Source organism: Duganella violaceipulchra (assembly GCF_019166075.1).
GTDB lineage: Bacteria > Pseudomonadota > Gammaproteobacteria > Burkholderiales > Burkholderiaceae_D > Rugamonas > Rugamonas violaceipulchra.
This window is the reverse complement of sequence record NZ_JAHTGR010000005.1, coordinates 214,767-238,398: the sequence shown is the minus strand read 5'-3', so window position 1 is coordinate 238,398 and position 23,632 is coordinate 214,767. Positions and strand designations below refer to the sequence as shown.

Below are 23,632 nucleotides of genomic sequence, written 5' to 3'. Positions count from 1 at the left end.
TGAGAAATTTAAGTTGTACGATGAGTTCGATGAATGGTAACGTGACCACATGCGATATGCCAAAAAATCAGGCAGCAGCGCGGCGCGCTTTTCGGGAGACACCGGCGTGGCGTGAAAAAAACTACACAGTGAACTTTTAGATTGTTGCAAACAACAACGGGGGAAATAATGCGTAAAAAACTACTCGCTTCTCTGCTGCCGCTGGCGCTGGCCGCGGCCTACGGGGCGGACGCCGCCGCGCAGAATGTGGCCGCACCGGCCGCACCTGCCGCGCCGGAGGGCGCCGCCGAGCCGGTCACGGTGGTGGTCACCGGCTTCCGCTCCAGCCTGCAAAAAGCCTTGAACCTGAAACAGCAGGCCATCGGCGTGCGCGATTCCATCGTGGCCGAGGACATCGGCAAATTCCCCGAGGCGAACATCGCCGAATCGCTGCAGCGGGTGCCCGGCATCATCCTCAACCGCGACGAAAGCTCGGGCGAAGGCCAGCGCATCTCGATCCGCGGCCTGCCGACCGAATACTCAGTGACCACGCTGAACGGCGCGCCGGTCAACACCACCTCCACCAGCACCATCGGCAGCGCGGCGCGCGGCTTCAACTACGACGTGTTCGCGTCGGAACTGTTTGGCCGGGTCGATTTCTACAAGTCGCCGCTGGCCGAGCTCAGCGAAGGTGGCCTGGGCGGCGTGGTCGACCTGCAAACCCCGCGTCCGTTCGACAATCCCAAGCGCACCATCCGCTATGCGCTGACCGAGTCGTACAACACCATGTCCAAGCACGCCGACCCGATGGGCTTCGCGCTGTTTTCCAACACCTGGGGCCACTGGGGCTTCCTGGCCGGGGTGTCGCATTCGTCCAGCACCAACAACCGCTCCGGCTTCGAGGCGACCGGCGGCTACAACAGTTCGGCGCGCGGCAGCCAGAGTCCGGTCAAGGGCAACTTCGCGCTGCAGCTCGACTACGACGACCCGCGCGCCAACCTCGGCGGCTACAGCCGCGGCCAGATCGACAATGCGCTGCTGCCGCGCATCTACCGCTTCTACGGCTCGGCCAACGAGCGCACCCGCGACGGCCTGGTGTCGTCGCTGCAATACAAGACCGCCGACCTGAACCTGAGCCTGGACGTGCTGGGCTCCAGGCTGACCAACAGCCGCGACGAGATGTACATGGGCCTGCTGATCCGCAACAGCAAGACCACCAACCGCGCCGCGCCGGCCGGCCAGAACGGCCACAGCGGCCTGGTGCCGCTGAACGTGCACATCGATCCGGACTCCAATCTGTTGACCGGCACCTTCGGCAACACCTCGTACAGCAGCGGCGTCACCTACAGCGAGGACGAAACCAAGTTCGGCTATGCGGCGCTGAACGGGCGCTGGGCCGCCAGCGACAAGCTGGTGCTGACCGGCCAGCTGAGCGGCAACAACAGCAACGCCGTCAGCTACCAGGACACCTTGTCGGGCCAGATCTTCGGCGTCGACTCCACCATCGACTATGGCAGCGACCACGTCTATCCATCGCTGTCGTCCACCGCCAGTTATACCGACGTCAACAACTACCAGGGCTTCGGCGTCGGCACCACCTGGACCCGGGAAACCGACAAGGGCAAGCAGGGCCGGCTGGTGGCGGACTGGGACTACGACCTGCCCGGCGACTGGACCGGCCACCTGAAGACCGGCCTGGTGTATGTGGAAACCACCAAGGGCATCGCCAAGCGCAACGGCACGGCGGCCGCCACCGCCAAGCTCAACGGACTGGGCAACGCCGGCATGCGCGGCCTGATGACCACCACCCTGCCGGTCGACAACCTCGACATGGGCGCCGGCTGGCCGCACGCCTGGGGCACGTTCACCCGCGCGTCGACCTTCTCGGCCTTCGATCCGCTGGCCTACAACTCGGAGGCGACCTTCACGCCGGCGCAGAGCTTTGGCGCGACGGAAAAAGTGTCGACCGGTTTCCTCCAGTCCGATTTCAAGGGCATGGTCGGCAGCCATGAACTGCGCTTCAACGCCGGCGTGCGCTACTCGCGCACCGAAACCGGCATCGACAACTTCAAGCAGCAGGGCGCCAGCCTGGTCTATGCTCCCAACCATGAGCAGGGCACCTACAGCAATGTGCTGCCGGCCTTCAGCGCGGCGCTGGACCTGACGGACAGCCTGATGTGGCGCGCCTCGTGGGGCAAGACCGTGAGCCGGGCGTCGCTGTCGATCATCGCGGCGCAGACCGTCATCCCGAATCCGTTCGACAACTCGGCCACCGCCGGCAACGCCAGCCTGAAACCGCAGCAGTCGAAGAACCTGGACACCAGCCTGGAGTGGTACTTCCAGCCGGGCAGCCTGCTGTCGGCCGCCGTGTTCAGGAAGAAGCTGACCGATGCCACCGTGGCCAACACCAGCAACACCACCTTCGGCGCGCTGGGCTTGCCGGACACGGCGCTGGGCGCGATCTTCCAGGACGCCAACGGCCGCGTCGACCCGAGCCTGCCGATGACCTTGCGCAGCTACACCAACGCCGGCGAGCAGACGCTGAAGGGCTACGAGCTGTCCTACCAGCAGGCGTTCACCTTCCTGCCGGAACCGTTCAAGGGCCTGGGCGCGCTGGCCAGCTACACCCACATCGATCCGTTCAACAGCGCCAAGTGGGTCACCAACGCCGGCCAGGAGATCGCGGTCAACTCGGTGCCCAAGTACGCCTACAGCACCACCGCCTACTATGAACGGGGACCGTTGGCGCTGCGCATGTCCTACAACTACAAGGGCCGCTCGCTGCATCCGGACAATCCGCGCAACCTCGGTGACGACCTGATCCGTTGGCACGCGGGACGCGGCTACCTGGACGCCAACGTCAGCTACAAGCTCAGCGAGCAACTGGAACTGCGCCTGGACGCCATGAACCTGTCCAACACGCTGGCCTACGACTACTTCGAGGACGCCAGCGGCCAGTACGGCAGCGGCAAGAAGACGCGCATGGACTACGCCAAGTACGACGGCCGCACCGTCAAGGTTGGACTGCGTGGCAAGTTCTAAGCGCCTGTCGCTATTGCTGCTGGCCTGCGTGGCCGGCGCGGCGCGGGCCGCCGCCGGTCCCGCGCGCGTGGTCGACGTCGCGCCGGGCTGGGCCAACAATTCGGTCAACGCCGTGGTGTTCCGCAAGAACTCGCTGGTGTCGGATGGCGATACCCAGTACATCGCCTTCTACGACAAGGATGCGGCCGTGGTGCTGGGCAAGCGCAAGCTGGGGACCAGGCGCTGGACCCTGCGTCGCACGCCGTATCGCGGCAACGCGGCCGACGCGCACAACAGCATCAGCATCATGGTTGACGGCGCCCACTATCTGCACCTGGCGTGGGACGTGCACAACCAGCGCCTGCGTTACGCGCGCAGCACCCGGCCCGGCGGGCTGGAGCTGACTGCGGAAATGCCGATGCTGGGGCGCGACGAGGACTCGGCCAGTTATCCCGAATTCTTCCGCTGTCCGGACGGCGGCCTGCTGTTCCTGTACCGCGACGGCGGCTCCGGCCACGGCAACCTGGTGATGAACCGCTACGACGTGGCAAGCGCCGGCTGGACCCGGCTGCACAGCAAGCTGATCGGCGGGGAAGGGCAGCGCAGCGCCTACTGGCAAGCGTTCGTCGACAGCGCCGGCACCATCCACCTGTCGTGGGTGTGGCGCGAATCGCCGGACGTGGCCAGCAACCACGACATGGCCTACGCCCGCTCGCGCGACGGCGGCCTGACGTGGGAACGCAGCAACGGCGAACGCTACACGCTGCCGATCACGGCCGACAGCGCGGAGTACGCGGCGCGCATTCCGCAGAACAGCGAGTTGATCAACCAGACTTCGATGGCGGCCGGCGCCGACGGCCAGCCGGTGATCGCCAGCTACTGGCGCGCGGCCGGCTCGGCTGTGCCGCAGTATCACCTGCTGTACCGCGACGGCGGCGCATGGCGCCAGCTGGACCTGGATTTCCGCCGCACGCCGTTCTCGCTGAGCGGCCTGGGTACGAAGGCGATACCGGTGTCGCGGCCGCAGATCATGGTCGACGGCGATCGCAACAGTCGCCGCGCCTTGCTGGTGTTCCGCGACGCCGAGCGCGGCAGCAAGGTCTCGGTGGCCAGCATCGCCGATCTGCGCCGGCCGCGTTGGACCGTGCGCGACCTGGGCGCGGCGCCGGTCGGCGCGTGGGAGCCATCATTCGATACCGAACTGTGGCGGCGTCGCGGCGAGCTGCACCTGTTCGTGCAGGACGTGCCGCAGCTGGACGGCGAGGGCGCGTCCGCCGGCGCGTCGTCGCCGGTGCAAGTGTGGCAGTGGAAGCCTTGATGTGTTTGACAGTGCACTCCAGACCGGGTCCTCTTCATGGTTCCCGGGTGTTTATGCCGAAGGCGGCCCGCCTGCGCCTTCGGCCTTTTTTTCAACGGTCCCATGAACTTTAAAAAATACGCGCAAGGATGTTTGCTGCTGCTGGCCTTTGCGGTGGGCGGCTGCGCCACCCGGCCAGCCGACAACGCGGCCATCGGCGGCAACCGGGCGGAAGTGATCGCCATCATCGACCAGGTCAACGGCCACTGGCAGCGCACCACGCCGGCGCAGCAATGGGCGTTCTGGCATGTGGCGGCCTATCAGACCGGGAATATGGCGGCCTACCAGGTCACCCACAATGAGGACTACCGCCGCTATGCCGAGACCTGGGCCGCGCACAACCAGTGGATGGGCGCACGCTCGACCGACAAGAGCCGCTGGCAGCTGAGCTACGGCGAGACCGACGAGCACGTGCTGTTCGGCGACTGGCAGATCTGCTTCCAGACCTATGCCGACCTGTACCAGTTGGCGCCGGACCCGCGCAAGATCGCCCGCGCCCGCGAGGTGATGGAATACGAGATGAGCACGCCGCGCGACGATTACTGGTGGTGGTCCGACGGCCTGTATATGGTGATGCCGGTGATGACCAAGCTGTACAAGGCCACCGGCGACCGCCGCTACCTGGACAAGCTGCACCAGTATTTCGAGTACGCCAACCGCATCATGTACGACCCGATCGAAAAGCTGTACTACCGCGATGCCAAGTACGTCTATCCCGCGCACGCCAGCGTCAACGGCAAGAAGGACTTCTGGTCGCGCGGCGACGGCTGGGTGTTCGCCGCGCTGGCGCGCGTGCTGGACGAGCTGCCGGCCGACGATCCGCACCGCGCGCAATACGTGGCCCGCTTCCAGGACATGGCGCAGGCCCTCAAGCGGGTCCAGCAACCGGAAGGCTACTGGACCCGCAGCCTGCTCGATCCGCAGCACGCGCCGGGGCCGGAGACCAGCGGCACCGCCTTCTTCACCTACGGCTACCTGTGGGGCATCAACCACGGCGTGCTGGCGCGCGACGAATTCCTGCCGGTGGTGCGCAAGAGCTGGCACTACCTGAGCAAGGTGGCCCTGCAGGCGGACGGCCGGGTCGGCTATGTCCAGCCCATCGGCGACCGCGCGATACCGGGGCAGGTGGTGGACCAGGATTCCACCGCCGATTTCGGCGTCGGCGCTTTCCTGCTGGCGTCGGCGGAACTGGTACGCTTACTCGATCAACAATAAGGGGACAAGATGGAACGTCGTAACTTTATGCACGCGGTGCTGGCCGGCTCGGCCGCCACCGGTTTGATGGGCGGCAGCGCCGTCGCCGCCGCCAGCAACGCGCCTGCCGCCGGCGGCGAGCGCGCCTACATGGCCGGCCTGCTGCAAAAGATGGCCGAGCCGGTGCTGTCGAATATGGCGCAAGGCAAGCTGAAGAAGAATTTCCCGCTCGAGCTCAGCCCCACCTGGGACGGCCGCGACCAGGGCGTGACCTATCTGGAATGCTTCGGCCGCCTGATCTCCGGCGCCGCGCCGTGGCTGGCGCTGCCGGAAGACGGCAGCGCAGAAGGCAAGACCCGCAAGCGCTTGCAGCAGCTGGCGCTGCAAAGCTACGCCAACTCGGTCGATCCGAAGAACCCGGACTACCTGCTGTGGAAGGGCCCGGAGCAGGCGCTGGTCGATTCGGCCTATTTCACCAACGCGCTGATGCGGGCGCCGAAAGCCTTGTGGGAACCGCTCGACAGCGTGACCAGGCAGCGCATCGTCGCCGAGATCAAGAGCTTGCGCCGGGTCGATCCTCCGTACACCAACTGGCTGTTATTCGCCGCCATGAACGAAGCGTGGCTGATGTCGATCGGCGAGCAATACGACCAGATGCGCATCAGCCTGGCGGTGCGCAAGATCAACGAGTGGTACGCCGGCGACGGCTGGATCAAGGATGGCGACGCCTTCCACTTCGACTACTACAACTCCTACGTGATCTACCCGATGCTGGTGGAAATCCTGGAAGTGCTGGCGCGGTCCAAGACGCCTTTCTGGGGCGGCAATTCGGAAGAGCTGCTGGCGCAGGCCGTCAAGCGCATGCAGCGCTACAGCGAGCACCTGGAGCGTTTCATTTCGCCGACCGGCACTTATCCACCCATCGGCCGCTCGCTGACCTACCGCACCGCCGTATTCCAGCCGCTGGGCCTGCTGGCCTGGCGCAAGCAGCTGCCGGCCAGCCTGCAGGCCGGGCAGGTGAGGGCGGCGCTGCACGCGGCGCACCAGGCCGTGTGGTCCGAGCCCAGCAACTTCACCCACGACGGCTTCCTCACCATCGGCTTCGTCGGCCACCATCCGGAGCTGGGCGACTGGTATTCCAACAACGGCAGCATGTACATCGCGTCCGAAGGCTTCCTGTCGCTGGGCCTGCCGCAGGACGATCCCTACTGGACCGCGCCGGCCCAGGACTGGACCCAGAAGCTGGCCTATTCGGGCCGCCAGTTCCCCAAGGACTACCCAGTGAAATATTGAGCTGCGGCCACCGTCGTCCAGCCACCTCCCACCCCTGCCATACCGCCACGCTGTTGCCGAAAGTTGTTCCTTTCGGCAATAGCGCCGTTGCGTCGCGATAATAGAACGCCACCTCTAACGGTACTGTTTGACTTTTACCCCTCGCTGGATAATAGTACGAGCGTTCGCAATTCTTTTCACACGGAGTAAATTCAAGTGGAGCAGAATACTCTTTTCTCCACATGAATGTTACCTTGGGATGCAATCTTATTAATACCTCAACTAAATTTATGCGCAAAGGCGAACTGACACGCGCGGCAATCCTGGATGTGGCGCTGGATTTGGCCAGCCGGGATGGTCTCGAAGGCCTGACCATCGGCTTGCTCGCGGATAAGATGAACATGAGCAAGTCCGGCGTGTTCGCCCACTTCGGCTCGCGTGAAGATTTGCAGTTGGAAGTACTGAAGCTGTACCACCATCGTTTCGAGCAGGAAGTGTTTTTCCCCAGCGTCAAGGAGCCGCGCGGCATTCAGCGGCTCAAGTCGATGTTTGCGCGCTGGGTCAAGCGGGTCAGCGTGGAAGTGGCTTCGGGCTGCATCTACATCAGCGGCGCGGTGGAGTATGACGACCGCCCAGGTCCGATCCGCGAAGAGTTGATGGCCATGGTCGGCGCCTGGCAGGGCGCGCTGCTGCGCTGCGTGAAGCAGTGCGTCGAATGCGGCGACCTCAAGGCAGACACCGACCCGCAGCAGCTGGTGTACGAAATGTACGGCCTGATCCTGGCACTGCACCACGATGCGCGCTTCCTGCGCATTCCGGGCAGCCTGGGCCGGGCCGCCACCGGCTTCGAACGCTTGATCGAAACCTACCGTAATCCGCAAACGCCGTCCGCGGTGGTGGCACAGCAATAAAACACTCATTCACATCGTAGTCATTACAAAAGTCATCAGGAGAAAATCATGGGTCAATACGTCGCGCCAATCCGGGATATGCAATTCGTTCTGCACGAATTCCTGAAAGTGGAAGAAGAACTGAAGTCGCTGCCGGATTACGCCGAAGTCGACGCCGACATCATCAACCAGGTGTTGGAAGAAGGCGGCAAATTCACCGCCGAAGTGCTGTTCCCGCTGAACCACTCGGGCGACCGCGAAGGCTGCAAGCACGACGCAGCGACCCACACCGTGACCACGCCTAAAGGCTTCAAGGAAGCGTACAAGCAGTACGTTGAAGCGGGTTGGGGCGCGCTGGCCTGCGATCCACAATACGGCGGCCAGGGCCTGCCGGTGGTGCTGAACAACTCGTTCTACGAAATGCTGAACTCGGCCAACCAGGCCTGGACCATGTACCCGGGCCTGTCGCACGGCGCCTACGAGTGCCTGAAGGAACACGGCACCGACCACCAGAAGGAAGTCTACCTGCCTAAGCTGGTCTCCGGCGAATGGACCGGCACCATGTGCCTGACCGAACCGCACTGCGGCACCGACCTGGGCATGCTGCGCTCGAAAGCGCTGCCACAGGAAGACGGCTCGTGGCTGATCACCGGCAACAAGATCTTCATCTCGGCCGGCGAGCACGACATGGCGGAAAACATCCTGCACCTGGTGCTGGCCCGCGTGCCGGACGCACCGGAAGGCTCGAAAGGCATTTCGCTGTTCCTGGTGCCTAAGTTCCTGCCGAAAGCGGACGGCACGATCGGCGAACGCAACCCGATCACCTGCGGCGCCATCGAAGAGAAGATGGGCATCCACGGCAACTCGACCTGCCAGATGAACCTGGACGGCGCCCGTGGCTGGATCATCGGCCAGCCGAACAAGGGCCTGAACGCCATGTTCGTGTTCATGAACGCGGCCCGCCTGGGCGTGGGCATGCAGTCGCTGGGCCTGACCGAGATCGCCTACCAGAACGCGCTGATCTACGCCAAGGACCGCATCCAGATGCGTTCGCTGTCGGGCGTGAAGAATCCTGACCAGCCAGCCGACCCGATCATCGTCCACCCTGACGTGCGTCGCATGCTGTTGACCGGCAAGGCCTTCGCCGAAGGCGCGCGCGCCTTCACCTCCTACGTCGCGCTGCAGATCGACCGCGAACTGCACCACCCTGACGAAGAAGTGCGCAAGGAAGCCGCCGACGAAGTCGCGCTGCTGACCCCGATCATCAAGGCCTTCATCACCGACAACGCCTGGATCGCCACTTCGGAAGCGATGCAAGTGTTCGGCGGCCACGGCTACATCTCCGAATGGGGCATGGAGCAGTACGTGCGTGACGCCCGTATCAACCTGATCTACGAAGGCACCAACACCATCCAGTCGCTGGACCTGCTGGGCCGTAAGATCCTGGGCGACAACGGCGCCAAGCTGCGCAAGTTCGGCGAGAAGATCAAAGCTTTCGTGGAAGACAACGGCACCGACGAAGCGATGAGCGAATTCGTCACCCCGCTGGGCGACCTGGGCGACAAGGTCACCAAGCTGACCATGGAAATCGGCATGAAAGCCTTCCAGAACCCGGACGAAGTCGGCGCGGCATGCGTACCTTACCTGCGCGTGGTCGGCCACATGGTGTACAGCTACTTCTTCGCACAGATGGCGAAAATCGCCCTGGCCAAAGAAGACAGCGGCGACAATTTCTACAAAGCCAAGCTGGCCACGGCGCGCTTCTACTTCGCCCGCCTGCAGCCAGAAACTGCAACCTTGATTCGCCAGGCACGTTCGGGCTCCGCCAACCTGATGGCGCTCGACGCCGACCTGTTCTAAGAACTTAAAGGAAACGACATGACCAATTTCATCGTTAAAAAAGTAGCCGTGCTGGGCGCCGGCGTGATGGGCGCGCAAATCGCCGCCCATTGCGTCAACGCCAAAGTGCCAGTCGTACTGTTCGACTTGCCGGCAAAAGAAGGTCCGAAGAACGGCATCGTGCTGCGCGCCATCGAGAACCTGAAGAAACTGTCGCCTGCGCCACTGGGCAACAAGGACCACGCCGCGCTGATCGAAGTAGCGAACTACGAGGACGACCTGGCCAAGCTGGCCGAGTGCGACCTGATCATCGAAGCCATCGCCGAGCGCATGGACTGGAAGCACGACCTGTACAAGAAGGTCGCTCCGCACATCGCCGCTAACGCGATCTTCGCCTCGAACACCTCGGGCCTGTCGATCACCAAGCTGTCCGAAGGCTTCGACGCCGACCTGAAATCGCGCTACTGCGGCGTGCACTTCTTCAACCCGCCGCGCTATATGCACCTGGTCGAGATCATCCCGACCGAGTTCACCAAGCCGGAAATTTCCGACCAGCTGGAAGGCTTCCTGACCACCACCCTGGGCAAGGGCGTGGTTCGCGCCAAAGATACGCCTAACTTCATCGCCAACCGCGTCGGCGTGTTCGGCATCCTGGCGATCGTGCACGAAGCTGAAAAATTCGGCCTGTCGTGCGACGTGGTCGACGACCTGACCGGTTCCAAGCTGGGCCGCGCCAAGTCGGGCACCTTCCGCACCGCGGACGTGGTCGGCCTGGACACCATGGGCCATGTAATCAAGACCATGCAGGACTACCTGCCGAACGATCCGTTCGCCGCCGTCTACAAGACCCCGGCCGTGCTGGCTGGCCTGGTGGAAAAAGGCGCGCTGGGCCAGAAATCCGGCGCCGGCTTCTACAAAAAAGTTGGCAAGGAAATCCAGCGACTGGACTTCGCCACCGGTGAATACGTCGCCGGCGGCGGCAAGGCCGCCGACATCGTTGCCCGTATCCTGAAGGAAAAAGATCCGGTCAAGAAGATGAAGGCCCTGCGCGAATCGACCAACCCACAAGGCCAGTTCCTGTGGGCGATCTTCCGCGACGCTTTCCACTACATCGCGATCCACCTGGACACCGTGGCCGACAACGCGCGCGACATCGACTTCGCCATGCGCTGGGGCTTCGGCTGGAACGTCGGCCCGTTCGAAACGTGGCAGGCGGCAGGCTGGTCGCAAGTGGCCACCTGGGTCAAGGAAGACATCGACGCCGGCCACGCACTGTGCAACGCACCGCTGCCAGCCTGGGTGTTCGAAGGTCCGGTCGCTGAAAAAGGCGGCGTCCACACCGCTGAAGGTTCGTGGTCCGCCGTGTCGAAATCGTTCGTGCCGCGCTCGTCGCTGGCCGTCTACGACTGCCAGGCATTCCGCGCACCGGTACTGGGTTCGGGCGCCATCGACGGCCGCACCGCCGGCACCACCGTGCATGAAGACGACGACGTGCGCCTGTGGCACTCGGGCGACGACGTGCTGGTGATCTCGCTGAAGACCAAGATGCACGTGATCAGCCCGGGCGTGATCGCCGGCTTCCGCAAGGCACTGGCCGAAGCCGAGAAGAACTTCAAGGGTCTGGTGATCTGGAGCGCGGACGCGGCCGACGGCGGCGCGTTCTCGGCCGGCGCCGACCTGCAATCGGCACTGCCTGCGTTCATGCAGGGCGGCGCCAAGGCAGTCGACCCGATCATCCGCGAACTGCAAGACACTTTCATGGCGATGAAATATTCGAACGTGCCGGTGGTGGCTGCTGTTGCTGGCCTGGCGCTGGGCGGCGGTTGCGAAATGGCGCTGCACGCGTCGAAGCGCGTGGCCTCGATCGAATCCTACATCGGCCTGGTGGAAGTGGGCGTCGGCCTGATCCCTGCGGGCGGCGGCTTGAAAGAAGCGGCTGTGCGCGCGTTCAAGGAAGCCAAGGGCACCGACATTCTGCAATTCCTGAAGACCGGTTTCACCAATGCCGCTACCGCCAACGTGTCGAAGTCGGCACTGGAAGCGCAGGCCATGGGCTACCTGAAAGAAGACGACGTGATCGTGTTCAACCCTTACGAGCTGCTGCACGTGGCCAAGGTGGAAGCGCGCGCCATGTTCGACAAGGGCTATCGTCCGCCGTTGAAGACCCCTGTGCAGGTGACCGGCCGCTACGGCTGGGGCACCATCAAGGCCCAGCTGGTCAACATGCGCGACGGCGGCTTCATCTCCGCCCACGACTTCAAGCTGGGCGAGATGATCGCCGAGATCGTGTCGGGCGGCGATATCGACCAGGGTTCGTTCGTGAGCGAGCAGTGGTTCCTGGACATGGAGCGTAAAGCCTTCCTGGAACTGCTGAACCATCCGAAGACCCAGGAACGCATCATGGGCATGATGCAGACCGGTAAGCCAGTCCGCAATTAATCGGTATGTCGATCCTGAAACTGGTATTCAAAGTTCTACTGCGCGTGAGGCCTAGCATGGTGTACGACCGTATCAAGCAACAAATGATGGACACCTTGCCCTTCGTGCGTTTGCTGGGGATCAGGATCGACGAGATCGGCAGCGGCACTTCGAAAGTGTCGATGCCGGAGGACCCGAAGCTCAATAACCACCTGGGCACGCAGCACGCCGGGGCCTTGTTCACGCTGGCCGAAACGGCTTCCGGCGCGGCCATGGCTGGCGGCTTCGCGGAGCTGATCCTGGGCTTGCGCCCGGTCGCCAAGGAATCGCGCATCCAGTACCAGAAAGTAGCCAAGGGCGCCACGCGCGCCGAAGGCCGCGTCCCTGGCGACCTGGCCGCGCTGAAGGCCGAGCTGAAAGAGCAGGGCAAGGTGGCGTTCCCGGTGGAAGTCGACATCTTCGACGCCGCCGGCACGCTGGCCGCACAGGTTCAAGTGGATTGGTATTTATCCGAGAAGCGGGCGTAACGTATTTATTACGATCCCGCTAAGTCTTCGATCAAAAATTTTCGAAAGAACAAAATGAGCAAACAAATTCAAGACGCATACATCGTCTCTGCCACCCGCACCCCGATCGGCAAGGCGCCGCGCGGCATGTTCAACAAGACCCGCCCGGACGACCTGCTGGTGCGCGTGCTGCAATCGGCCCTGGCGCAAGTGCCTGGCCTGGACCCATCGCTGATCACCGACGCCATCATCGGCTGCTCGTTCCCGGAAGCGGAACAGGGCTTCAACATCGCCCGTCAAGCGGTGCTGCTGGCCGGCCTGCCTAAGACCATCGGCGGCGTCACCGTCAACCGCTACTGCGCATCGGGCATCACCGCGCTGGCCATGGCCGCCGACCGCATCCGCGTCGGCGAAGTCGATGCGATGATCGCCGGCGGCGTCGAGTCGATGTCGATGGTACCGATGATGGGCCACCACCCATCGATGAACCTGAACATGTTCACCGACGAGAACGTCGGCATGGCATACGGCATGGGCCTGACCGCTGAAAAAGTGGCGACCCAATGGAAAATCTCGCGCGAAGCGCAGGACGCGTTCGCCGTTGAATCGCACCGCCGCGCCATCGCCGCGCAGCAGGCCGGTTTCTTCAAGGACGAGACCACCCCGGTCGAGATCATCACCCGCACGCCTGACCTGGCCACCGGCGAGATCAAGATCAAGACCCGCACCGTCGACACCGACGAAGGCGCACGCGCCGATTCGACCGTTGAATCGCTGGGCAAGCTGAAGCCAGTGTTCGCCGCCAAGGGTTCGGTCACCGCCGCCAACTCGTCGCAGATGTCCGACGGCGCCGGCGCGCTGCTGGTCGTGTCGGAGAAATTCCTGCGCGAGCACAACCTGACCCCGCTGGCCAAGTTCTCGTCGTTCGCCGTCAAGGGCGTGCCACCGGAAATCATGGGCATCGGTCCCAAGTTCGCGATTCCAGATGCGTGCAAAGCTGCCGGCATCACCCAGGATCAGCTGGACTGGATCGAACTGAACGAAGCGTTTGCGGCACAGGCACTGGCCGTCATCGGCGACCTGGGCCTGGACCCAGCCAAGGTCAACCCAATGGGTGGCGCGATCGCCCTGGGCCACCCGCTGGGCGCAACCGGCGCGATCCGCGCTGCGACCGTGGTGCACGCACTGCGTCGCAACAACCTGAAATACGGCATGGTCACCATGTGCGTAGGCGCAGGCATGGGCGCGGCAGGTATCATTGAGCGTGTATAAAGCGCGCGTGTAAACTAAGCACGGAATCATAAAGAAGGGCGCTGCGGTTCAACCACGGCGCCCTTTAATCATTTGGAGATCACATGGATATTTTGAGCAGCAAGACCAACGGCGTGCTGACGCTGGAATTCAACCGCCCTGAGCGCAAGAACGCGATCACCTCGGCGATGTACCAGAGCATGGCCGACGCCATCAACGAAGCGGAGCAGGACGCCGCCGTGCGCGCCATCCTGATCGTCGGCAAGCCGGAGATCTTCACCGCCGGCAACGACCTGGAGGACTTCATGAAGTCCGCGCGTCCGGCCGATGGTTCCGGCATCGAAGAGCGTTCGGTCTACAAGTTCATGATGGCGCTGAGCGGCTCGACCAAGCCGGTGGTGGCGGCGGTGGCCGGCGCGGCGGTCGGCATCGGCACCACGTTGCTGATGCACTGCGACCTGGTCTACGCGGCCGACAACGCCAAGTTCTCGATGCCGTTCGTGCAGCTGGGCCTGTGCCCTGAGTTCGCCTCCAGCATCCTGCTGACGCAGATCGCCGGCTACCCGCGCGCGGCCGAAAAGCTGATGCTGGGCGAAGCCTTCCTGGCGCAGGAAGCGCTGGAGATGGGCCTGGTCTCGAAGATCGTCCCGGCCGCCGAACTGCGCGCCTTCGCCGAAGGCCAGGCCGCCAAGCTGGTGGCCCTGCCAGCGAGTTCGATCCGCGCCACCAAGCAGCTGATGAAGGCCGCCCGCAAAGGCCCGGTGACGGAAGCCATCGCCGCCGAAAACAAATTCTTCGGCGCCATGCTGGCCGCCCCGGAAGCCAAGGAAGCGTTCACCGCCTTCTTCGAGAAGCGCAAGCCGGACTTCACCAAGTTCTCGTAGAAGACTGCCCTTAGCTTCGGATCTCAGATAAACAGGGTCTTAGCAGTAATCGCCCATATTGTTACGATATTCACGCGGTCAGCTAGGCGTAGGCCGATGTGGGCGAACTTTGCAAAGTTACCACGAACAATTTTGCGAATTCAAGTGCCGTTGTCGTTTGATTGGTTTGAGCGCCATGCACAAAACTACCCATCGCATCTCCGCGAATTGCAATGTCGTTCCCGAAGTTCGCCTGGGCCTGATTGGCGCAGGCGATGACCGTCGCATGATTCAAATGGATTGTTTTGGCGTGGTCGCGATGCGCGGAAACGCTTTCACTCATGCTCGGAATCCAAAGGAATTGTTGAGGGAGATATTCGACACGTACCGAGCTGATGACTGCGGACTGCGCTAAATCCAGGCACGTTATGATCGACTGGAGCCCGATCGGTGTATTGACCAAGGTGATTAAGTTGCCCGCATGTAGGTCTTCCTGCAAGAGTGGTGCCCCGGGATGGGCGAGGCGCACTGGGTTGAACTTGTCGTGCGTCCAGTTGCGCGATGCGCTTGGCGCGCGCAGCTTGACCGGGTTGCCGAGTCCGTCGAGCAGGTGGGAAATGTTTCGTACTTGGACGGAGCCGGCGATCGCTTCATGGAAGGAGCCGGCCACGACGAGTGCGATGCCGGTGCGCGACGAGCTGAGCTCGTTGGCTATTGCATCCCTGACCAACGGCGGAATAGTCAATTCAGGGAAAATGAGGACGTCAGCACCGACACTGGCCGCGCGCCTGACATGTGCTACTGCGTCGGCGGCTATGAGTGCTTCATTATGAAGTCCCTGGGCTGCCCAGTACTGGTTTTCGCCGACGACGGAGAACGTCGAGGCAAACTCTGGCGGGACCGCGAACTCCGCGACGTAGATATTCATACGGCCACGCGCCTGGATCTCCTGGCAAGCGTAGCGAAAAGTGCTTTCCGCGGAGACGATTTCAATTTTCCTTGCGCGCTGGCTCGGGTCGGGCGTGTCGGGCATGACGAACCAACGAGGCGTGAAACGGTGTTGCGATAGCCCCTGTTGGGCAATTCGGCCTTGCTTATCCCGATCACCTCGTCTGCGGACCAGATACGCATTCACCCAAAACGCCGGGAAGTCCAAGAGCCTAGCTACGTCAGGCCGGATCTTGCATGGGATGACGTCGCCGAGGTAGACCGTATTGCTGTAGGTGTGTGGTGCGCCGATCACAGGGCTGGCAAGGCGCTGGTCGAGCCAACTTAGGAGTCCAAGCGGCGACTTACGGACAAGCTCTAGAAGACCGGGGCCTCCACCGTCGAATTCGGTGCCGATCAGCTTGGCATCGTACTGAACTGAGCTTTCGCTCACGCCACGTTCGCAAAGCAATTTTGCGTAGTAGCTAGTGTCGCGCCAGGCGATGGCAAGGCCGGCATAACACAGTGCTTCGGCATGCAGATCCGCCCTGACCAAGGGTTCCACAATGCTCCACAACGCTTCCAGTTGATTGTCCGGCGGCATCATTTTTGTCCCCGAGTGTTGTTCTGCGATAATGTTTAGAAGACTTTAGCACAGTTACGAATAGTTTGTTGTACTTTCTAAGTGCTATGCTATGATGTAAATGGAGTCCTCCCTTTTTTATCCTCTGTTAACTGCTCGAAGGAGCGCCCGTGAATGCAATGAACTCTACTTTTGGAAAGCTAGATGCGATGGACTATGACGAGCTTTTTCGTCATGTCACCGCAGACATAGATTGCAAAGGAAATTGCTTTTCCTCAGAACTCGTGGAAGTCCTCGATACGCTATTTTCAGTCAAACTCGTTAGGCTGCTACGCGCGCCAGCTACGCCAGTGGACGCGTTTTATGATTTGGATGACCTGATTGCACGGATCGCGCGTGATTCCTATGAGAGCCAACTGAATGCTTTTCCGGAGCACTACGCTTCCCGCTGGAAGGCGCTACGGTATGCTATTACTCTCTGCCTGCGCATTCATGAAGCCGATAGTGAACAGGTCAAGGATGATCCATACACGCCATTGATGGTATCGACCCAGGCCGATCCTTGGGAGCTGGTGGCCGAGCAAGTATTGCTAGAGAATCAGCAAGTGACCTGGGGTAGCGTGAGAGATCTGTTAAAAACTCATGAGGTTGGACCTCAAAGTGGAGGGGGAGTTTCTCAACTGCTGGCGTCAATGCGAGCCCACGGCTGGATTGATTCTGTACCTCTAAGAGGTAACAAATCCGTCTTGATACCGGGGAAGAACATCTCCAAATCGCGTGCATGGCTGTCGCGACAAGACGCTGCGTATGAAAGTAGTGCATCGATATCGGCCGTTCGCCGCGATCCGCAACCGACGGACAAATCCTGGCGATATTTGCATAAATTCGCAGAATTCGCGCGCAAAGGCACATCCTTCAATCAAGCAGCGCTATTGGATTTCATGCATGTGGCGCATGAGCATCATCGCGAAATGCGGCTGGCGCTTGATGAGCTGGAGGATGCAAAGAGTCAAGATTCCCGGAGGCTGCTGGCTACTGTGTTGCACTTGAATGAATTCCTTTGCGAACGCACCGAGCAAACTGCACAGCAGAATTTTGAACTGCTGAGACAATATTTTCATGATCGGAATTCAGTCGCTCCCCGTATGTCAATTATTGTGAATTGGCAGCGTGAGGACGACGACGATATACTTACCCGTGCGGTTGCCAGAGACTCGTCTGTTGACTATGGTAGCGAGGCGAGAGTTGTCGAGAATTCAGGGTTCAAGCATGTCATCCACACGGGAACCTACTACTTAAATAACGACATTCCTTCTGCCATCCTGGAGGGTAGTTATTCGAATCCGCGCTTTGATCTTGAATATGTTAATAATTTAAGGAATCAGTATTCTACGCATGCGATTGACCAGCACGGAGGTGTTCGCCTAAGCGATTGGGAGCGAATTTGGAAAGACGGCAATTCGTCCATGGATTCTCGCAGCTGTTACAAGTCAACTTTGATCATTCCTCTCGCGCTACGTCACGAGAATCTCAGTCAGGAATTTAGGACTAGTCTCAAGGAGCGGTTTGCCGACTATGTTGGCGAGAATTCGCAAACGCTCGCCCCGCAGCTAATCTTTGGCTTCCTTTGCTTTGATCACCCCCGTGTAGAGTATTTCAATTCCGAGGAAGACATCGAAGTCGCTCACATCTTTGGGAGCTTATTATCCATGTACCTATTCAAGCGAATCATGCTTACGAATTTGTCGACGACATATAAAAAGGCTTTGAGCAAATTCACACCTGCGCAACGCAGGCGTGTCGCGAAAGCGCTGCGTGGCACGTCATCTGGACCGCAATCCGCAACTGGAGTAACGCTTCCTAACTTTGAACTAAGTGCTCGAACACAAAGTGATATTTTCCGATTGCGCGAAGTGTCGGATGAAATTCCCCATTGAGCGCTATACCCCATCCTCCAGTTTGGCTGCGTAGGCGGGGTGGCCTACGCAGGTCAGCTGGAAGGAGGGGCGTGATAACTACGTGGACAAACACCGAAGACGAGTAATCTGAAAAATTTCAGCTTACGCGAGATTTTTTCTGGTAAGTCATTGTTTTTGGTGGACTTGAATTCAACTTTGGAAACACGATATTGCCGTGCTTGATGGCAAGGATACCGTCACGTGTCCACAGCGGCATGGCTGGAGTCTTGATATCACATGCTAGTGACAGTGGATTAGTGCCGATCACTGCTAGCTAGTGGTGAGGCCATAGTCCGGATTGGAGCCATCTGATGGTAATATGGCTGAGTTAATAATGTCCGTTGAGACCATATGGCAAATGAAGATGCTGTGGCTAGAGACTGTTTCGCCATTATGCCCATCGCGGACGTTGATGGCTATTCCCAAGGCCACTTTCGGCGTGTCTATGAAGACATCATTGTCCCTGGATGCGCTGCCGCAGGGTTCAAGGCTGTCCGGGCGGACGAAGTCAAGGCGTCAAACCTTATCCATCTTGACATTCTTCGCAAGCTAATTGAGGCGCCGATCGCAGTTTGCGATCTCAGTAGCAGGAATCCCAACGTATTGTTTGAGCTTGGTATTCGACAGGCTTTCGATAAACCTGTCGTGCTCATTCAAGAAAAAGGTACCCCGCGAATATTCGACATTGCCCCGCTACGGTACCTTGAATACTCACAAGATATGAAGTATCACGAGGTACTCCGGACTCAAAAAGAACTCGCGGATGCAATCCAGGCGACCGTGGCAGCGGACTCCGACGAAGGGAACGTCAACTCGATTGTGAAACTGCTCGCGTTGGACAATGCGGCTCGAATCCCTGAGCTTAAGAACGGAAAGGAATTCTTTGCCATCGAGTTGGTCCAAGCGGAAGTGCGCGAAATGCGGAAGTTTATGGAAGTGACGATGCATGACAACCGCCGTCTCTCGAAACGTCCCTCGCTTCTGGCAGTGGAATATGAAAGAATTTCTAGTGCGCTGGAAAAGCTCTGCGCAAATAAGCGCATCTCTATGTCCGAGCGCATTGAGCAGCTACACGGCCTCATGCGTGACACGGAAATGATTATGCCAGAGTGCCGTGAAGAACAAGAACATCGACTTCTTCTGAATTTGATGTCGCGCATCCACCGCACGCTAGACAGCTCCAGTTCTAATTAATGCGAACACTCCGGATGCGAACGTACATCAGGAGTCTGCTCATCACCCGATTGCTAAGGAGTCGCGATGCTTAAGCTGCAGGAGGCATTTTGATGAAATTCAAGACAGTTTTGGCGGCGTTGTTGTTGGCCGGGCAGACGTTGGCCGGCGTGACGGTCCAACCGGATGACGCACAGTTGCAGTACACCGGACGCATCGACTTTGCCGACCGCGCGCGGCCCATGCTATCGTGGCCCGGCACCAGCATTGAAGGGAACTTCAGCGGCGCCAGCCTGGCCGTCAAGCTGGACGACCAGCTGGGCAAGAACTTCTTCAACGTCTACATCGATGGCGACCTGGCCAGGCCGGTGGTCATCGAAGCCGCGCAGGGCGGCAAGACTTACGCGGTGGCCAGCGCCCTGGGACCAGGCGCGCACCGCTTCCTGATCACCAAGCGCACGGATGGCGAGGAGGGCGGCACGGTGTTCCAGGGCCTGGAGCTGGCCGACGGCGGCAAGCTGTTGCCGCCGCCGGCGCGCAAGCGGCGCCATATCGAATTCTTCGGCGACTCCATCACCACCGGCATGGGCAACGAGTCGCCGGACGACGGGCCGGACCATCTGCTGAAGGACAAGAACAACTTCATGTCCTATTCGTCGATCACGGCGCGGGCGCTGGATGCGGAGGCGCACATCATCTCGCAAAGCGGCATCGGCGTGATGATCAGCTGGTTCCCGTTCACCATGCCGGACTTTTATGACCAGCTGAGCGCGGTCGGCAACAACGACAGCCGGTGGGATTTCACCTCGTGGACGCCGGATGTGGTGGTCATCAACCTGTTCCAGAACGACCGCTGGCTGATCGACCGCGAGCATCGCCTGTCGCCGGCGCCGGACGATGGGCAGCGTGTGCAGGCCTACCGCACCTTCGTGCAGAAGCTGCGCGCGCTCTATCCCAAGGCTTACATCGTGTGCGCGCTGGGCAGCATGGACGCGGTGCAGGAAGGCTCCAAGTGGCCCGGCTATGTGCGCACGGCGGTGGACCAGCTCCGGCAGGGCGGCGACCGGCGCATCGACACCATCGTGTTCCCGTGGACCGGCTTTGGCGGCCATCCGCGCGTCAAACAGCACCAGGCCAACGCGGCCCAGCTGACGGCGTTCATCCGCCAGAAAATGGGATGGTGAACGATACGGTCCGGATTGTGCGGATTTCGTCATCCTTTTAGCGGCGCCATCACAAGACGGCCGCCGTCTATGCACGTACATTGGTGGGTAACCGTTTACCATGAGGTACGTATGCATCGTCGACAGATATTGCGGGGCGCCGCCGGCCTGGGGGTGATCTCCGGCTGGAACGCCAACGCCAGGACCGCTCCGCTGAGTGACGTTCCCCCAACCGCCCAGGCGCTGCCGCTGTCGTCTGTCCGGCTGCTGCCCTCGGTCTACGCCGACGCGCTGCAAGCCAACCAGGCCTACCTGCTGCGCCTGAGCGCGGACCGTTTCCTGCACAACTATCACCGTTTCGCGGGCCTGCCGACCAAAGGCGCCATCTACGGCGGCTGGGAGTCCGACACCATCGCCGGCGAGGGACTGGGCCACTATCTGTCCGCGCTGTCGCTGATGTACGCGCAAACCGGCAACCCGGTACTGAAGCCGCGCATCGACTACATCGTCGCCGAACTGGCGCGCGTGCAGCAGGCGCATGGCGATGGCTATGCGGCCGGCTTCATGCGCAAGCGCCCGGACGGCACGCTGGTCGACGGCAAGGAAATCTTCCCGGAGATCATGCGCGGCGAGATCCGGTCCGCAGGCTTCGACCTGAACGGCTGCTGGGTGCCCTTGTACAACTGGCACAAGGTCTTCGCCGGCCTGTTCGATGCGCAGACCCACGCCGGCAACGAGCAGGCGCTGCAAGTGGCGCTGCGCCTGGCGGTGTATATCGACCAGGTGTTCGCCGCGCTCAGCGACGAGCAGGTGCAGCAGGTGCTGGCTTGCGAGCATGGCGGCATCAATGAAAGCTTTGCCGAGCTCTATGCGCGCACCAGTGACAAACGCTGGCTGGCGCTGGCGCAGCGGCTGTACCACGCCAAGGTGCTGCTGCCGCTGACGCAAGGCCGCGACGAACTGGCCAACCTGCATTCCAACACGCAGATCCCCAAGCTGATCGGCCTGGCCCGCCTGCACGAGCTGACCGGCCGCCGCAGCGACGCCGACGCCGTCGGCTTCTTCTGGAAGCGCGTCACGCAGCACCACAGCTACGTCATCGGCGGCAACGGCGACCGCGAATACTTCTCCGCGCCGGACAGCATCGCCGCCCACATCACCGAGCAGACCTGCGAAGCCTGCGCCAGCTACAACATGCTGAAGATGACGCGCCACCTCTACAGCTGGGCGCCCGATGGCGCTTACTTCGACTACTACGAGCGCACGCATTTGAACCACATCCTCGCGCACCAGAATCCGCGCACCGGCATGTTCACGTACATGACGCCGCTGATGTCCGGCGTGGCGCGGGAATATTCCAGCGAGGAGAATGACTTCTGGTGCTGCGTCCTGTCCGGCATGGAAAGCCACGCCAAGCATGGCGATTCGATCTACTGGGAGAACGGCGACACGCTGTTCGTCAATCTGTACATTCCATCGACGGTGGAGTGGAAGGCCACCGGCGCGCGGCTGGAACTGAACACCCGCTATCCATACGCAGGCGAGATCGAACTCAAGGTGCGCCGCCTGGCGGGGCCGCGCCACTTCACGCTGGCGCTGCGCATTCCGTCGTGGGCCAGTGGCCACCAGGTGCTGGTCAATGGCAAGCCGCAGACCGCCAGCAAGCAAAAGGGCTACTTGCTGCTGCGCCGGCGCTGGCGCGCGGGCGACAGCGTGCGCCTGTCGCTGCCGCTGGACTTGCGGCTGGAAGCCACGGCCGGCAACGAGCATGTGGTGGCGCTGCTGCGCGGTCCGATGGTGCTGGCGGCGGACCTGGGCGCGGCCGACAAGCCGTTCGGCGGACTGGCGCCGGCGCTGGTGGGCGCCAACATCCTGGCCTCGTTTGCGCCTGCGGACCAGGCCCGGGCCGTGTACCGCAGCGTGGGCAGCGGGCGGCCGGGCGACATGAAGTTTGCGCCTTTCTTTTCGCAGTACGAGCGGCGCGCGGCGGTGTACTTCAATGTCTACACGGAGTCTGAATGGGCCGCGTCGGAAGTCATCTTTCGCAAGGAGGAGGCGCGCCTCAAGGACCTGGCCGCGCGCTCGGTGGATGTCATGCACCTGGGAGAGATGCAGCCGGAGCGCGATCACGACCTGCAATCGGACATCTCCTATCCGGTTGCCTACCGTGGCCGCAACGGTCGCGATGCCCGCACCGGCGGCTATTTCAGCTTCCGCATGAAGTGCGCCGACGGCCCGCTGCTGCTGCAGGCGAGCTACTGGGGCGAGGAACGCAACCGCGATTTCCACATCAGTATCGACGGCGTACGGATTGCACGCGTCCAGCTCGACGGCGGCAGTCCGGGCCGGTTCATCGACCGGGAATATCCGGTGCCCGAGCATCTCACCAAGGGCAAGGGCAGCGTGGTGGTGCGCTTCGATCCGGAGCCAGGCCACACGGCGGGGCCGGTGTTCGGCGTCAGGCTGGCCACGCTTCCCTGACAGTGTCGCGCCCGCGAGACGCTCCCGACTTGCATAATAGTGAGCTGATGCTATCCTGATTCCTCATCTTGTCAATTTTATATTGCTAAAGGGGAAGACATGAAAGCTCTTGCGATTGCGCTGGCCTGCATGGCCTGCGCCGGCAGTGCGCTGGCTGACAACGTGGCGCTGAATGGCGCCGTGACGCTCACCGGTGGCGGTTTCGGTAACAGCGACGGCTGGGGGGGCGGCGCGCTGGCGGCCACGTCCACGGTCACCGACGGCATCTACCTGCCGATTGGCACGCAATGGAATACCGGCACCGTGTTCTGGACCGGCGCCGTCGGCGCCGATACCGTCATGGTGACGCTGAACCAGACCGCCGTGGTCAGCCAGCTCAAGCTGCAAGCGGACAACGACAACAATTACCTGATCCAGTATCGCGACACCGCCAATGTCTGGCACGACGCCGCCGTGATCTCGCCCAACCGTTCCTGGGGCCAGGACAACGGCAGCGTGGTGCTGGGCGCGCCGGTGACGGCCACCGCCTTCATGATTTCCGGCACCACCGGCGCCGGCGACAACCATTTCTCCGTGTCGGAGTTCCAAGCCTTCGGCAGCGTCGTCCCGGTGCCGGAGCCGGCAAGCTATGCGATGCTGGGCGCCGGCCTGGCCATGCTCGGCCTGGTGGCGCGCCGCAGGCAGCGCCGTTCCTGAGCGTCTATCTTCCGGCACATGCGCGTCCATGAGGGCGTCTCCAGAATGCAGGCTGGTTCAT

General features: G+C 61.6%; 16 protein-coding genes. 15 read left to right on the top strand and 1 reads right to left on the bottom strand.

Going from position 1 to position 23,632, the window contains the following annotated elements; all coding sequences use genetic code 11:
- Positions 1 to 168 precede the first annotated feature (168 nt).
- The 10 genes from KVP70_RS11865 (at position 169) to KVP70_RS11820 (ending at position 14,611) form a co-directional block, all read left to right on the top strand.
- The gene (locus KVP70_RS11865) at positions 169 to 3,021 is read left to right on the top strand and encodes a TonB-dependent receptor (protein WP_217942411.1); all 2,853 of its coding nucleotides are present in this window, start codon (positions 169 to 171) and stop codon (positions 3,019 to 3,021) included.
- On the top strand, positions 3,008 to 4,318 hold the full coding sequence (locus KVP70_RS11860) for a BNR repeat-containing protein (RefSeq protein WP_217942409.1): 1,311 nt from the start codon (positions 3,008 to 3,010) through the stop codon (positions 4,316 to 4,318). Before KVP70_RS11865 ends, KVP70_RS11860 begins: the two co-directional genes overlap by 14 nt.
- Before the next feature lie 102 nt (positions 4,319 to 4,420).
- Positions 4,421 to 5,572 carry a glycoside hydrolase family 88/105 protein gene (locus KVP70_RS11855; protein ID WP_217942408.1) on the top strand — a complete coding sequence of 384 codons (1,152 nt, stop codon included), beginning with the start codon at positions 4,421 to 4,423 and terminating at the stop codon, positions 5,570 to 5,572.
- A gap of 9 nt (positions 5,573 to 5,581) precedes the next feature.
- Entirely contained in the window at positions 5,582 to 6,844 is a 1,263-nt protein-coding gene (locus KVP70_RS11850; RefSeq protein WP_217942407.1) for a DUF2264 domain-containing protein, read from the top strand.
- A gap of 269 nt (positions 6,845 to 7,113) precedes the next feature.
- A complete protein-coding gene (locus tag KVP70_RS11845; protein WP_217942405.1) occupies positions 7,114 to 7,734 on the top strand; it encodes a TetR/AcrR family transcriptional regulator in 621 nt (206 codons plus the stop codon).
- Positions 7,735 to 7,782: 48 nt separating this feature from the next.
- On the top strand, positions 7,783 to 9,573 hold the full coding sequence (locus KVP70_RS11840) for an acyl-CoA dehydrogenase C-terminal domain-containing protein (protein WP_217942404.1): 1,791 nt from the start codon (positions 7,783 to 7,785) through the stop codon (positions 9,571 to 9,573).
- An 18-nt stretch (positions 9,574 to 9,591) separates the two neighbouring features.
- Positions 9,592 to 11,991, top strand: a complete 2,400-nt coding sequence (locus KVP70_RS11835; RefSeq protein ID WP_217942403.1) for a 3-hydroxyacyl-CoA dehydrogenase/enoyl-CoA hydratase family protein — start codon at positions 9,592 to 9,594, stop codon at positions 11,989 to 11,991.
- A gap of 56 nt (positions 11,992 to 12,047) precedes the next feature.
- Complete coding sequence (locus tag KVP70_RS11830; RefSeq protein ID WP_026334897.1) at positions 12,048 to 12,497, top strand: PaaI family thioesterase; 450 nt, start codon at positions 12,048 to 12,050, stop codon at positions 12,495 to 12,497.
- Positions 12,498 to 12,551: 54 nt separating this feature from the next.
- A complete protein-coding gene (locus tag KVP70_RS11825) occupies positions 12,552 to 13,748 on the top strand; it encodes an acetyl-CoA C-acyltransferase (RefSeq protein WP_217942402.1) in 1,197 nt (398 codons plus the stop codon).
- An 83-nt stretch (positions 13,749 to 13,831) separates the two neighbouring features.
- Positions 13,832 to 14,611: an enoyl-CoA hydratase gene (locus KVP70_RS11820; RefSeq protein ID WP_217942401.1), complete on the top strand. Its 780-nt coding sequence runs from the start codon at positions 13,832 to 13,834 to the stop codon at positions 14,609 to 14,611.
- An 82-nt stretch (positions 14,612 to 14,693) separates the two neighbouring features.
- On the opposite strand, the gene KVP70_RS11815 is transcribed toward KVP70_RS11820, so the two are convergent.
- Positions 14,694 to 16,124 carry a carbon-nitrogen hydrolase family protein gene (locus tag KVP70_RS11815; protein WP_217942399.1) on the bottom strand — a complete coding sequence of 477 codons (1,431 nt, stop codon included), beginning with the start codon at positions 16,122 to 16,124 and terminating at the stop codon, positions 14,694 to 14,696.
- 146 nt (positions 16,125 to 16,270) lie between these two features.
- Here KVP70_RS11815 and KVP70_RS11810 point away from each other — a divergent pair, with 146 nt between their 5' ends.
- The 5 genes from KVP70_RS11810 (at position 16,271) to KVP70_RS11790 (ending at position 23,571) form a co-directional block, all read left to right on the top strand.
- Positions 16,271 to 18,037: a hypothetical protein gene (locus KVP70_RS11810; RefSeq protein ID WP_217942396.1), complete on the top strand. Its 1,767-nt coding sequence runs from the start codon at positions 16,271 to 16,273 to the stop codon at positions 18,035 to 18,037.
- 372 nt (positions 18,038 to 18,409) lie between these two features.
- A complete protein-coding gene (locus KVP70_RS11805) occupies positions 18,410 to 19,252 on the top strand; it encodes a hypothetical protein (protein WP_217942395.1) in 843 nt (280 codons plus the stop codon).
- Positions 19,253 to 19,344: 92 nt separating this feature from the next.
- On the top strand, positions 19,345 to 20,415 hold the full coding sequence (locus KVP70_RS11800; protein WP_217942394.1) for an SGNH/GDSL hydrolase family protein: 1,071 nt from the start codon (positions 19,345 to 19,347) through the stop codon (positions 20,413 to 20,415).
- 111 nt (positions 20,416 to 20,526) lie between these two features.
- Positions 20,527 to 22,875, top strand: a complete 2,349-nt coding sequence (locus tag KVP70_RS11795; RefSeq protein WP_229224757.1) for a glycoside hydrolase family 127 protein — start codon at positions 20,527 to 20,529, stop codon at positions 22,873 to 22,875.
- A 99-nt stretch (positions 22,876 to 22,974) separates the two neighbouring features.
- On the top strand, positions 22,975 to 23,571 hold the full coding sequence (locus KVP70_RS11790) for a PEP-CTERM sorting domain-containing protein (protein WP_217942392.1): 597 nt from the start codon (positions 22,975 to 22,977) through the stop codon (positions 23,569 to 23,571).
- Positions 23,572 to 23,632: the final 61 nt, after the last annotated feature.